Source organism: Magnetospirillum gryphiswaldense MSR-1 v2 (assembly GCF_000513295.1).
In the GTDB taxonomy this organism is placed as follows: domain Bacteria; phylum Pseudomonadota; class Alphaproteobacteria; order Rhodospirillales; family Magnetospirillaceae; genus Magnetospirillum; species Magnetospirillum gryphiswaldense.
Genome location: NC_023065.1, coordinates 103,226 through 115,993 on the forward strand (window position 1 = coordinate 103,226; position 12,768 = coordinate 115,993).

Genomic DNA, 12,768 nt, shown 5'->3' on the forward strand with positions numbered 1-12,768 from the left:
GAACGCTCTCCTAGCCGATCAGGGTGTAAAGACGATTGTTCTCGAATCCGCGGCGGTTGGCCGGCGAGTGGTTCAGGCAGTAATCGTCCTGGGCGACCGGGGGGGTCCGCAAAAGCTGATAGGTCACCGGTTTTTTCGGATAATCGGGGCTGGGATTCATCGGGTGCGGGCAGGTGTGCAGCAACACCAGCGTATCCATCTCGAAACGCAGCGTGACCACCGAGCCGGCGGGCGAATTGGCGGGGTCGAATACCATGGTGCCGTCCTCGGTCACCGCGACTTTCGAGAATAGGTTGAGGTTGGCGGCCAGATCGCGCCGCCCCAGGCCGTATTTGCCGCCCTCCACCAAAAAGCTGTCATGACCGTTCAGGAACCAGTCGTTGCGGCAGGCCTGATAGGTCTTCACCCCCCAGCGTTTGGCCACCATGTCCTTGGTGGTATTGCCGCCGATGGTGTCGTGCCAGCCGACGCTGTCCTCGGTGATCGAGGCGAAGATGCGGCCCATGTCCGAATACAGGCAATGCCCACGGGTCAGCTTGAAGGTGTGCTGGCATTTCAGCGTGTCGGGGGCGTTGTAGCGCTCCAGAAGATTGGCCGGGTTGTAGAACAGCATGCCCGTATTGGCGCCGCCCTCGGCATCGATCAGGCGCAGGCTGGTGCCGCGCTTGGCGGTGAAGGACCAGTGTTTGCCGCCGGGCAGGGTGTCTTGGTACAAAAGCTCGCTCATGCGGATTTCTCCGTCGTGCCGGGCCGTCCCGGCTTGGCGCGAACCCTCCGGGGTCGTCCCCGGAGGCAAGGGGTTAAGGTCGGACGATCTCGGCCCGTTCGGGCTTGTCGTCCAACGGCAGGTTCAAGGTGATGGTGGCGCCATAGGCCTGGGGTGCGTCGGGGTCGTGGCGCACCTTGTCGAAGGCCAGCACCCGGGTGGACAGGCCAAAGCCCTCCTTGATGTCGTGGGTGACCATGAACACCGTCATCCGTTCCGCCCGCCACAGGGCGCGGACCAGATCGTGCATCTGCGCCTTGGTGCCGGGGTCGAGCGCGCCGAAGGGTTCGTCCATCAGCAAGATACGCGGCTTTCTGACCAGCGCCTGGGCGATGGACAGGCGTTGCTGCATGCCGCCCGACAATTCACCCGGATATTTGTCGCGGGCCTGATCCAGGCCGACGGCGTCGATGACGTGGCGCACCTCGTCCAGGGCCTGGCGCTTTTTCGCCCCCCACAGCTTGCCGAACAGGGGCGCGCGGGCGAATTCCAGCCCCAACACCACGTTTTCCTGCACGGTCAGATGGGCATAGGCGGAATAACGCTGGAACACCACGCCGCGATCGGGACCGGGTTCGGCGGCCAAGGGCTGGCCGTCGATGCGGATGCTGCCCCGGGTCGGTTGTTCCATGGACAGCAACAGGCGCAACAGCGTGGTCTTGCCGCAGCCCGACGGCCCGACCATGGCGCAGAATTCACCCGACGGGATATCCAGGCAGATGCGTTCCAGCACCACCTGATCGCCGTATTCCATCCACAGATTGTCGATGCTGACCCGGCTCATGACGCCCCCCTTGCCAGCCACGGGCACAGACGGCGGTTCATGGTACGCAAGGCCCAATCCATGCAAAAGGCCAGCAGGGTGATCCAGGCCACATAGGGCAGGATGACGTCCATGGCCAGATAGCGCCGCACCAGGAAGATGCGATAGCCCAAGCCGTCCTGGGCGGCGATGGCTTCCGCCGAGATCAGGAACAGCCACGCCGGCCCCAGGGACAGCCGGACCGCGTCCAAAAGCTTGGGCCACACATTGGGCAGCACCAGCCGGGTGATGATCTGCCAGGTGCTGGCCCCCAGGGTCTGGGCCTTGATCACCAGTTCCGCCGGGATGGCCTCGACCCTGAGCGCCAGATCGCGGATCAGGAAAGGCGCGATGCCGATGACGATCAAGACAACCTTGGACAATTCGTCCAGACCGAAGACGATGAACAAGATGGGCAGGATGGCCATGGGCGGGATCAGCGACAGCACGGCGATAAAGGGCGATAGGCCGGCGCGGACATAGGGGATCAGGCCGGTGCCGATGCCCAAGATCAGCCCCAGGGCGGTGGACAGCAACAGCCCCAGGCCCAGCCGGGTCAGGCTGGAAGCGGTGTCGGCCCATAAAAGCACGTTGCCGCTGCGGGCATCGGCGGTGAAGGCCAGGCGGTGGATGGTGTCGGCGATGGTGGACAGGGCCGGCAACAGCTTGTCACCGGGATTCTCGGCCAGACGCAGGGCCGAGAAGACGACATAAAGCACCAACACCGCCAGGAAGGGGAGCGCCCCCCAGAACAGGGCGCTCCCTTTGCCGGGGCGCCGGTTGATGATCCGGCGGCCCATGCTTACAGCTTCCCGTCGGCGGCCAGCTTCATGAACTCGGCATCGAAGCGCAACTTCACGTTCTTGGCGTCGCCGATGGTCTTGCCGCCGGGGAAGGCAATGCCGACCGCGTCCTTGGTCTTGGCGCCCTCGCCCAGCAAGCCGTGCTCGAACGAGAAGGTGCGGACCATGTCCATGGTCTTGGGCAATTGCGCCGAGGTGGCGAAGGCCACCGCGTCGGCGGGCTTGTAGAACATCTTGGTGGTGGCGAGCTGGGCCTTGTAGCCGGCCAGATCGGTGCCCGAGGCCTTGGCCATGTGTTCCAGCATGGCGGTGTCGCCGGCTTCCATCTTGGCCATCATCTCGTACCACACGCCGGTGAGCGCCTTGCCCAAGGCCGGGTTGTCCTTGAGCGTGGCCGAGTTGACCACCATCAGGTCGATGATCTCGCCCGGAATCTTGGCGCTGTCGAACACCTTGGTGGCGCCCTTGACCGCAGCGACTTCGGCCAGTTGCGGGTTCCAGGTGACGACGGCGGTGGAATCCTTGGACGAGGTGAAGACGGAAACGATGTCGGCATCCGAGGTGTTGACGACGCTGACGTCTTTCTCCTTCAGCTTGACGCTGTCCAGCGCCCGGGCCAGCAGGTAATGGGAGACCGAAAGCTCGACCAGATTGATCTTCTGGCCCTTGAGATCGGCGACGCTTTTGCCCTTTTTCAGGACGATGCCGTCATTGCCGTTGGAGAAGTCGCCGGAGATCAGCGCGGTCGAATCGACCCCGCCCGCCGCCGGAATGGTCAGTGCGTCCATATTGGTCATGACGCAGCCGTCGAAACCGCCGGCGGTATATTGGTTGATGGATTCCACGTAGTCGTTGATCTGCACGATCTCGACCTTGATGCCGTATTTGTCGGCCCATTTCTTCATCAGGCCGGAATCGGCGGCATAGCCCCACGGCATCCAGCCGGCATAGATGGACCAGGCGACTTTGAAATCCTTTTTCTCGGCGGCAAAGCCGGGCGAACAGGTGGCGGCGACCATGGCGGCGGCGCCGACGGCCAGACCCAAAACTCGTTTCAGGGACGAACGCATGAAAAACCCCCTCGGTTGCTTAAGAAGCTTCACAAGGCACCGCGGGGGACGATCGGGTTTCAGGGTGGGGGCCTGGGCCGGGTGGGCAGAGACCGTCCCTGAGAATCCGAAGGCTCTCGCGGCACAGCTCTCCCGGGCTTTTATCCCGCCGTGGCTCCGTTCGCCGTTGACCGGCGGACGGGAGTGCATCTCTTGGACCAGACACCGCGAGCGGTCGGAACCCTAGACGCGTTATGGCTGTTGTATACGCAAAGCCCGTGCCAGCACCAAAGCCAGGGGTTGGCGTGTGCGCCGCGGCAAAGGGGCCGATTTTTAGGCATAAGCTTGCTTAAATATCAGGCAGAAGAGCGTTGCCACATCTTCGTTTGTGCAGTGCGGGAAATGGTTCTACCATCCCCTCCGGTGCCAATGGGGGAAAGATCCATGCCGCTTGCTGATCGTCTGGCCGACAAACTGGAACAATTGCGGGCCAAGGCCATGGCCGGCGGCGGTGCCGCCAAGGCGCAGGAACGCCACGACAAGGGGCTGCTGACCGCGCGCGAACGGCTGGGAGTGTTGTTCGATCCCGGCACCTTCCAGGAAACCGGCCTGCATGTGCATCACCACGCCACCGCTTTCGGTCTGGCCGGCAAGGAGATGCCCGCTGACGGCGTGATCGCCGGCAACGGCTTCGTCGGCGGGCGGCAGGTGTCGGCGTTCAGCCAGGACTTTACCGTTGCCGCCGGCACGCTGGGCAAGATGCATGCGCAAAAGCTGGTCACCGCCATGCAATACGCGCTGAAGATGGGCGTGCCTTTGGTGGCGTGCAAGGATTCCGGCGGCGCCCGCATCCAGGAAGGCGTCGACGCCCTGTCCGGCTATGGCCAGGTGTTCTATCAAAACGTTCTGCTGTCCGGCGTGGTGCCGCAGATCGCCCTGGTGTTGGGGCCGTGCGCCGGCGGTGCCGCCTATTCGCCGGCCCTGATGGATTTCGTCATCATGACCCGGCACAACGCCCACATGTTCATCACCGGCCCCGAGGTGATCAAGGCGGTCACCGGTCAGGCCTATAGCATGGATCAGGTGGGCAGCGCCGAGATGCATGCGACAATCAGCGGCAATGCCCATTTCGTCGCCGAAAACGACGCCCATGCGGTGGAGATCGCCAAGGCGCTGCTGTCCTATCTGCCAGCCAACAACACCGAAGACCCGCCGCACCAGCCCTGGGCCGATATTCCGGTGGGCGCCGATCCGGTGCTGGACGCCCTGGTCCCCGACGACCCGTCGGAACCCATGGATGTGCGTCAGGTCATCGCCCGCATCGTCGACGACGGCAGCTTTCTCGAAGTGCATGCCGGCTGGGCCCGCAACCTGATCGTCGGTCTGGCCCGCATCGGCGGCATGGTCACCGGCATCGTCGCCAACCAGCCCACGGAAATGGCCGGTGCCCTGGATATCAATGCCTCCGACAAGGGGGCGCGCTTCGTCCGTTTCTGCAACGTCTTCAACATTCCCGTCGTCACCCTGGTAGATGTGCCCGGCTTCCTGCCCGGCATCGAGCAAGAGCGGGGCGGAATCATCCGCCACGGCGCCAAGCTGTTGTTCGCCTATGGCTCTGCCACCGTGCCCAAGGTCACCATCATCCTGCGTAAGGCCTATGGCGGCTCGTATCTGGCCATGTGCAGCCAGGAAATGGGCGCCGATTGGGTGCTGGCCTGGCCCAGCGCCGAGATCGCGGTGATGGGGGCGGAAGGCGCCATCAACATCCTTTACCGTAAGGAACTGGCCGAGGCTCCCGACCGCAAGGCCAAGGCCAAGGAACTGGCGGCCCAATACCGCGACGAATTCGCCTCGCCCTATCTGTCGGCGAGCCAGGGCTATATCACCGATGTCATCATGCCGGCGGAAACCCGTGGCATCATCGCCCTGGCGCTGAGGAAGTCGCTGGCCAAGCGCGAGATCAGGCCGCCGAAGAAGCACGGCAACATTCCGCTTTAAGGGGATCTGACATGAACGAAGCGGTGCAATTGGCGCTGGTGGTCTATGGTCTGGGCATGGTCATCGCCCTGGCGGCGGCTTTGCTCATCAAATTCATCGTCGTCGCCCTGGCCTGGGGCGACCGCAAGGCCGCCGCGCCCGCTATCGCCACTGTCGCTCCGGCGGCACCGTCATCGGCGGACATTCCGCCCCATCATCTGGTGGTTATCGCCGCCGCCGCCCATGCCATGGTCGGGGCCAATCGCATCCTCCATATCGGTGCTGCCGCCGGCACCGCCGGCTGGTCGGCGGAAGGCCGCTTCGCCCATCACGGTTCGCACCACCCGGCCACTCATCACTAGGGTCTGAAACACCATGCAGAAGAAGTTGCGCATCACCGTCGAAGGCAAGGTCTATGACGTGCTGGTCGAGGATCTGTCCGACAACGGTCTTGGCTTGCCCGCCGCCTATCCGTCCATCGCCGGCACCGGGGTGCCGTCCTTCGTCGCCGCCGCCCCCATGGCCGCACCGCCGCCGGCTGCCGCCGCGCCCGCCGTCGCCGGGGCTGGCGACGAGATCAGCCCGTTGGCCGGCATGGTCGAAAGCCTGGCGGTCAGCGTCGGGCAAAAGGTGGCCGAGGGCGACAAGATCGCCGTTATCGAGGCGATGAAGATGAAGACCCCGATCATGGCCCGGCATTCCGGCACCGTCACCAATATCGCCGTCACCGCCGGCCAGGCGGTCGAGGCCGGTCACGTCCTGATGACCATCGGTTAAGGATATTCCCATGGATCGCTTGAACGTCCTGGATCTGTTCCAAGGCCTTGCCACCCTGGCGGCGGCGGAACCCAGCATTCTGGTCATGCGGCTGGTGCTGATCGCCCTGGGCGTCTTGTTGATCTATCTGGGCAAGAAAGGCGTGCTGGAAGCCCTGCTGATGATCCCCATGGGCTTGGGCATGGCCACCATCAACGCCGCCGTCTTGTTCGTGCCCGAAGGCGGCTGGCTGCGTGCCGGCCCCAACCAGATTTTCGTCGATGCCCTGGCTGTCGCCGACAACGCGGCGCAGACCACGGCTTTGATGAATATTTTGCAGATCAATTGGTTGCAGCCCATCTACACCTTCACCTTCAGCAACGGCCTGATCGCCTGCGTGGTGTTTTTGGGCATCGGCGTGCTGCTGGATGTGGGCTACGTGATGGCGCGGCCGTTTCAAAGCATGATCCTGGCCTTGTTCGGCGAATTGGGCACCATCGCCGTCTATCCCATCGCCATCGCCCTGGGCCTGACCCCCGGTCAGGCGGCCTCGGTGGCCATCATCGGCGGCGCCGACGGGCCGATGGTGCTGTTCACCTCGCTTTCCTTGGCGCGGGAATTGTTCGTGCCCATCACCGTGGTCGCCTATCTGTATCTGGGGCTGACCTATGGCGGCTATCCCTATCTGATCCGCCTGCTGATCCCGGCGCGGCTGCGCGCCTTGCCCATGCCGATGGAAAAACCGCGCAAGCCCATCACCTCGGGGCAGAAGATCGCCTTTTCGGTGACCTTGTGCATCTTGCTGTCGCTGTTGTTCCCGGTGGCGTCGCCGTTGATCCTGTGCCTGTTCCTGGGTGTCATCATCCGCGAAAGCAATCTGGTGCCGTACATGGATCTGCTGGGCGGGGTGTTCCTGTACGGCGGCACCTTCTTTCTCGGCCTGCTGCTGGGGGTGCTGTGCGAGGCGCGGCTGATCCTCGATCCGCAGGTGTTGGTACTTTTGCTGCTGGGCATGCTGGCGCTGCTGATTTCCGGCATCGGCGGCATCATCGGCGGCTATGTGCTTTATTTCGCCAGTGGCCGCAAGTTCAACCCGGTCATCGGCATCGCCGCCGTCTCCTGCGTGCCGACCACCGCCAAGGTGGCGCAAAAGGAAGTGACGGCGGCCAATCCCGGCGTGGTGGTCATGCCCCACGCCTTGGGCGCCAGTATCAGCGGCGTCATCACCACCGCCATCCTGGCCGCCATCTATGTGACGGTGATCCAGGCGGTTTATTAGAGCAGTTTCACCAAGAGGAACCCGGCCACGATCAGCACCACGGTGACGGTCATCACCAGGGTCAGGCGCTTTTCGACGAAATCGCGGATGGGCGGGCCGAACTTCCACAACAGGGCGGCGACCAGGAAAAAGCGCATGGCGCGGGCGACGATGCTGGCGAAGGTGAACTGGGCCAGATCGAAATGGAAGGCGCCGGCGGCGATGGTGATCAGCTTATAGGGGATGGGGGTGGCGCCCTTGACGATGATCACCCAGGCACCGTACTGGTCGACCAGCGGACGGAAGGCCTCGAACTTTTCATTCAGGTGGAACAGGTTCAAGATGGCCACGCCGATTGTGTCCATGAAGAAATAGCCGATGGCATAGCCCAGATAGCCGCCAGCGACCGAGGCCAAGGTGCAGACCAGGGCGATGCGCCACCAGCGCGAGGGCGCCGCCAGCACCAGCGGGATCAGCATCAGATCGGGCGGGATGGGAAAGAACGAGCTTTCGATGAACGAAATCAGCGCCATCCACCAGATGGCATGGCGGTGCGCCGCCTTGTCCATCATCCAGTCATAAGTCTTTTGCAGCATGCCATCGGCTCCGGTTTCGCGGTGCCCTGGGGTTTAGCATGACCGGTGGCTTTGCCCAAGCCCTTGTATCCGCGCCGTTTCAGCGTCACTCTGCCGGAACGTGGACAAGGGGGACATATGCGCAAGGTTCTGGCTTCGGTGTCGTTGACCGCGCTGATGACGGCGACGGGCGGCGCCTGGGCGCAAGAGATGAACGCCGCCCAAGCCATGGCCGCCTGGGCCGATCCGGTGGCCATGGCCCTGGGGGCGGGGGTGCTGGCCTCGGTGTTGCTGCCGGCCATCGCTTGGCTACGTCTGCGGTTGAACCGGTCGCTTCAGGCCGTCTCCTTGGCCGAAACCCGCATCGAATCGTTGCGCGAATGCCTGGGCGCCAGCCCCGACGGCTATCTGTGCTGGATCGAGGACGAATTCGGTTGTTCACGCCGCTTGGCGGTGCTGCTGACCTTACCGCGCGGCCTGGATTCGTCGCTGGAGGACGTGCTCGCCTGTTTCGATCCCCATGACGGCTTGCGGCTCGAGACCGCCATCGGCGTGTTGCGCGATGAAGGTCAGGCCTTTGAAGTGGATTTGACCCTGAGCGCCGGCAGCCGGCGCATCCGTGCCATGGGGGTACGGGCCGCCTCGCCCGCCGGTGACATGCTGGCCGATCTGGTGTGGTTCCGCGATGTCAGCGACAGCGCCGTCGCCGTCGATGATCTGGCCCGCTCGCTCCAGGCCTTGGCCGCTGACGCCACCTATCTGAAAGCCTTGATCGACACCCTGCCCATGCCGGTCTGGCTGCGCGACGAGGATTTGTCGGTGCTGATGGTCAACAAGGCCTATGCGGCGGCGGTCGAAGCGACCAGCGCCGAAGCCGCCGTGCAGGCCCAGGTGGAACTGGCGTCCGACGACCATGTGCGTGAAGCCCGCGCCTTGGCTGCCCGGGCGCGGGCCGCCGGCGAGCCGCGCTCGGCCAGTTTCCATCTGGTGTTGGCCGGTGAAAGACGGCTGGCTCATATCACCGAAATGCCGCTGGAAGTGGGCGACACCCTGCTGACCGCCGGCTTCATCGAGGACCATACCCGCGTCGAGGAATTGCAAGAACAGCTGTCCCACCATGTCAGCGCCCAGGTCGAGGTGCTGGAACGGCTGTCCACCGCCATCGCCATCTTCACCACCGATACCAGACTGGCTTTCTTCAACACCGCCTTTTCGCGGCTGTGGCGGCTGGAGCGCGACTGGCTGGAAAACCAGCCGACCTACGGCGCGGTGATGGATGCCCTGCGCGACCGCCGCTTGTTGCCGGAGGCCGCCGATTACCGGGCGCTGAAGGAAGAGGAACTGCGCCGCTTCATCTCGTTGATCGACCCCATCGAGACGCTGATGCACCTGCCCGATGGCCGCACCTTGCGCCGGGTGGTTTCCCCTCATCCCTATGGCGGGCTGATCTTCACCTACGAGGATTTCACCGACACCCTGGCCATGGAACGCTCGTTCAACACCGCCATGGCGGTGCAGCGGGCGACCTTGGACCATCTGCATGAAGGCCTGGCGGTGTTCGGCGACGACCGCCGGCTGAAACTGTCCAACCCGGCCTTTGCCCGCATGTGGGGGCTGTCGGTGGACGATCTGGCCGGCGAGCCGCATCTGAACGAATTGGTGGAACGGCTGCGGCCTTATTTCGAGGGGCGGCCCGATCGCGCCTCGACCTGGGCGCCGGCGCGGGAACGCCTGCTGGCCCTGGTGGGCGAGCGCCGGGGTGGTGAATGGCGGCTGGAGCGCCAGGACGGCATGATCCTGGATTGCGCCTCGGTGCCGTTGCCCGACGGCGCCAGCCTGCTGGCCTTCCTCGACGTCACCGACACGGCGCGGGTGGAACGCGCCCTGATCGAACGCAACGAAGCCCTGGCCGCTGCCGACACCTTGAAAAGCGAGTTCATGTCCAATGTCTCGGCCGAGGTGGCCAAGCCGCTGACCACCATCATCGGTTTCGCCGAGATGCTGGATTCCGATTATTTCGGCAAGCTCAGCAAGCGCCAGCACGATTACATGAAAGGCATCGTCGAGGCCGGCAATGCGCTGAAATCCCTGATCGCCGACATCCTCGATCTGGCCGCCATCGAGGCCGGCCACCTGACCTTGGAACTGGATACGGTGGATATCCACCCCATGCTGTCCTCGGTGCTGGGGCTGGTGCGCGAACGGGTGCGGGAAAAGAAGCTTCAGCTTGATTTCGATTGTCCGTTGGACATGGGCTGGATCGTCGCCGACCAGCGCCGCCTGCGTCAGGTGATGTTCAACCTGATCGGCAACGCGGTGAAATACACCCCCAATGGCGGTGCCATCGCGGTCAGGGCCGAACGCCGTGACGGCGAGGTGGCGCTGATCGTCGCCGATACCGGCCCCGGCATCCCGCCCGAGGACATGGAGCGGGTGTTCAAAAGCTTCGTCCGCACCATTCATGACGGCCAGGATGGGGCGGGGTTGGGGCTGGCCCTGGTGCGCCGCTTCGTCGAGTTGCACGGCGGCACGGTGGAGTTGGACTCCGTCCCCGGTCAGGGCACCACGGTGACCGTGCGCCTGCCCTCGGGGGCGGGGGAATAAATGCTCGGGGGAAAGTCCTTCGCTGCGCTCAGTGTACTTTCCCCCGAGCCCCTACCGCCCCAGCACCTTGGGCACCCGATTGCTGCGCAATCTGAAGGCGTCGGGCATGCCCTTGCCCAATAGCGGGCGCAGATACAGACGAAAGGCGTCGGTGACGTCGGTGCCGGAGGCAGAGATGAACTCGTCCTCCATCACCCTGGTCTTGCCGGCCACCGCTTCCAACGGCAGCAGCTTGTAATCCACCGAATAAAAGCCGGTGCGCTGGATGGTGACGGACCCGTCCTGCTGGCCCCACATGGCGAATTGCACCGCCTTTTCCCCCACCTCGCGCGCCTCGCGCTGGTCGACGTCGGAGACGCAGCCGACAAAGGATCGTTGCAGATAGCCGAAAGTGTCGCCGCGCACCCGTTTGATGCCCAACTGGTCCTTGATTTCCTGGCACAGCAGATCGGCCAGGGCGCCGGTGCCGGAAAGCTGGATGTTGCCGTGGGCGTCCTTTTCGATTTCCTTGGCCAATTGGGTGATGATCGGGTTGCCCGATTCGTCGTGGATGCCTTCCGACACGGCGACGACGCAGCGACCGTACTTGTCCATGGTCGCCTTGACGTCGCCCAGGAAGCCATCGACCTTGAAGGTGCGTTCCGGCACATAGATCAGATGCGGGCCGTCATCGGGAAACTTCTTGCCCAGCGCCGAAGCGGCGGTCAAAAAGCCGGCGTGCCGGCCCATGACCACGGCCAGATAGACGCCGGGCAGGGCCGCGTTGTCCAGATTGGCGCCCATGAAAGATTGGGCGACAAATCGGGCGGCGGAGGGGAAGCCCGGCGTGTGGTCGTTATGGACCAGATCGTTGTCGATGGTCTTGGGGATGTGGATGCACCGGAGCGGATAGCCGGCCTTCCTGGCCTCTTCCGAGACGATGCGCACGGTGTCCGACGAATCATTGCCGCCGATATAGAAGAAATAGGCGATGCCGTGGGCCTGGAGAACCTTGAAGACTTCCTGACAGTACTTCAGATCCGGCTTGTCGCGGGTCGAGCCCAGGGCCGAGGACGGGGTGTCGGCGACCATTTCCAGATTGTGGCTGGTCTCTTGGGTGAGGTCGAGGAAGTCCTCATTGATGATGCCGCGCACGCCGTGATAGGCGCCGTAAACCAGATCGACGTTGCGGAACTTCCTGGCTTCCAGCACCACGCCGGTCATGGATTGATTGATGACGGCGGTGGGGCCGCCCCCTTGCGCCACCAGAACCTTACCGTGCAACATGGGACGTCCTCCTGCTGTTTTGATCAGCATAAGCTTAAAAAACCGACCACCGCCAGGGCCAAGGGGGCTTGTCCGACCAATGGGTCGGTCCCATCTTGGGGGGGCATCAGCCCGAACGGGTAGTTAAACCGGAGAATGAAAGTTGAGCGTGGATTCCCCTTGTATTTCCGTCTGTCAGATGGATGAAGACGGCTATTGCATTGGTTGCGGTCGCACCATCGATGAAATCCGCGGCTGGAAGCGGTCGTCGGACGATGAAAAGACCGAAGTGTTGAGCCGGGTAGCCGAGCGTCAGGGACAATCGGCGTGACCGATCCACGCGCGGCTCAGGTGCTGGATTTCTGGTTCACCCCCGGCATGGAGCGGCGTTGGTTCGCTGCCGATACCGATCTCGACCGCCAATTGGCCGAACGTTTCGGCCAGGATCTGGCCCAAGCCGCGCAAGGCCAACTGGATCACTGGCTGGACGACGCCCAGGGCGCCCTGGCCCTGGTGATCTTGCTCGACCAGATGCCGCGCAACGTCTTTCGCGGCAAGTACCAGGCCTTCGCCTTCGATTCCAAGGCCTTGGCAGTGGCCGAGGGGGCCTTGCTGCGCGGTCATGCCCGTGGCCTGCCGCCCCTGCGCCGCCGCTTTCTCTATCTGCCGTTCGAACATTCCGAATCCCTGGCCGACCAGAAATATTGCGTGTCGCTGTTCGAAGCCGATGGCGACGACCCGGAAGGGCTGGAATATGCCCGTGAGCATCTGGCGGTGATCGAACGCTTTGGCCGCTTCCCCCACCGCAATGCGGCATTGGAGCGGGAAAATACGCCGGAAGAAGAGGAATATCTGGCCCAGGGTGGCGGGTTTTAACCACTGCCGACCAAAGCCGGCTTTGCTGTGCCCAGACCCCATGCTATGGTCCGGGCG

General features: G+C 63.7%; 13 protein-coding genes and 1 riboswitch. Of the genes, 7 read left to right on the forward strand and 6 right to left on the reverse strand.

All coding sequences use genetic code 11. The features are described 5' to 3' along the window. Positions 1-10 precede the first annotated feature (10 nt). The 4 genes from MGMSRV2_RS00560 to MGMSRV2_RS00575 all read right to left on the reverse strand — a co-directional run bounded on the left by MGMSRV2_RS00560 (position 11) and on the right by MGMSRV2_RS00575 (position 3,441). On the reverse strand, positions 11-727 hold the full coding sequence (locus tag MGMSRV2_RS00560; protein WP_024078371.1) for an urea amidolyase associated protein UAAP1: 717 nt from the start codon (positions 725-727) through the stop codon (positions 11-13). Positions 728-800: 73 nt separating this feature from the next. Further along, complete coding sequence (locus MGMSRV2_RS00565) at positions 801-1,550, reverse strand: ABC transporter ATP-binding protein (RefSeq protein WP_024078372.1); 750 nt, start codon at positions 1,548-1,550, stop codon at positions 801-803. Further along, positions 1,547-2,368 carry an ABC transporter permease gene (locus MGMSRV2_RS00570; RefSeq protein ID WP_024078373.1) on the reverse strand — a complete coding sequence of 274 codons (822 nt, stop codon included), beginning with the start codon at positions 2,366-2,368 and terminating at the stop codon, positions 1,547-1,549. The genes MGMSRV2_RS00565 and MGMSRV2_RS00570 overlap by 4 nt, the downstream gene beginning before the upstream one ends. 2 nt (positions 2,369-2,370) lie before the next feature. Continuing rightward, positions 2,371-3,441 (reverse strand): putative urea ABC transporter substrate-binding protein, encoded by a 1,071-nt coding sequence (locus tag MGMSRV2_RS00575; protein ID WP_024078374.1) that lies wholly within the window; start codon positions 3,439-3,441, stop codon positions 2,371-2,373. Positions 3,442-3,568: 127 nt separating this feature from the next. Then, positions 3,569-3,678: riboswitch (guanidine-I (ykkC/yxkD leader) on the reverse strand. Positions 3,679-3,864: 186 nt separating this feature from the next. Here MGMSRV2_RS00575 and MGMSRV2_RS00580 point away from each other — a divergent pair. The 4 genes from MGMSRV2_RS00580 to MGMSRV2_RS00595 are packed head-to-tail and all read left to right on the forward strand — an operon-like array spanning position 3,865 to position 7,432. Then, positions 3,865-5,418: an acyl-CoA carboxylase subunit beta gene (locus tag MGMSRV2_RS00580; RefSeq protein ID WP_024078375.1), complete on the forward strand. Its 1,554-nt coding sequence runs from the start codon at positions 3,865-3,867 to the stop codon at positions 5,416-5,418. Between the two features lie 11 nt (positions 5,419-5,429). Then, positions 5,430-5,759 (forward strand): hypothetical protein, encoded by a 330-nt coding sequence (locus MGMSRV2_RS00585; RefSeq protein ID WP_024078376.1) that lies wholly within the window; start codon positions 5,430-5,432, stop codon positions 5,757-5,759. Positions 5,760-5,772: 13 nt separating this feature from the next. Next, positions 5,773-6,174, forward strand: coding sequence for a biotin/lipoyl-containing protein (locus MGMSRV2_RS00590; protein ID WP_024078377.1), 402 nt, complete (start codon positions 5,773-5,775; stop codon positions 6,172-6,174). 10 nt (positions 6,175-6,184) lie between these two features. Next, entirely contained in the window at positions 6,185-7,432 is a 1,248-nt protein-coding gene (locus MGMSRV2_RS00595) for a sodium ion-translocating decarboxylase subunit beta (RefSeq protein ID WP_024078378.1), read from the forward strand. Here MGMSRV2_RS00595 and MGMSRV2_RS00600 read toward each other — a convergent pair. Then, positions 7,429-8,007, reverse strand: coding sequence for a YqaA family protein (locus MGMSRV2_RS00600; protein WP_024078379.1), 579 nt, complete (start codon positions 8,005-8,007; stop codon positions 7,429-7,431). The genes MGMSRV2_RS00595 and MGMSRV2_RS00600 overlap by 4 nt on opposite strands. Positions 8,008-8,124: 117 nt before the next feature. Here MGMSRV2_RS00600 and MGMSRV2_RS00605 point away from each other — a divergent pair, with 117 nt between their 5' ends. Then, positions 8,125-10,590: an ATP-binding protein gene (locus MGMSRV2_RS00605; RefSeq protein ID WP_024078380.1), complete on the forward strand. Its 2,466-nt coding sequence runs from the start codon at positions 8,125-8,127 to the stop codon at positions 10,588-10,590. 51 nt (positions 10,591-10,641) lie between these two features. Here MGMSRV2_RS00605 and MGMSRV2_RS00610 read toward each other — a convergent pair whose 3' ends face one another. Further along, complete coding sequence (locus MGMSRV2_RS00610; protein WP_024078381.1) at positions 10,642-11,856, reverse strand: 6-phosphofructokinase; 1,215 nt, start codon at positions 11,854-11,856, stop codon at positions 10,642-10,644. 148 nt (positions 11,857-12,004) lie between these two features. Here MGMSRV2_RS00610 and MGMSRV2_RS00615 point away from each other — a divergent pair, with 148 nt between their 5' ends. Further along, on the forward strand, positions 12,005-12,166 hold the full coding sequence (locus tag MGMSRV2_RS00615) for a DUF1289 domain-containing protein (RefSeq protein WP_234016403.1): 162 nt from the start codon (positions 12,005-12,007) through the stop codon (positions 12,164-12,166). Further along, positions 12,163-12,711, forward strand: coding sequence for a DUF924 family protein (locus MGMSRV2_RS00620; protein WP_024078383.1), 549 nt, complete (start codon positions 12,163-12,165; stop codon positions 12,709-12,711). Before MGMSRV2_RS00615 ends, MGMSRV2_RS00620 begins: the two co-directional genes overlap by 4 nt. Positions 12,712-12,768 lie beyond the last annotated feature (57 nt).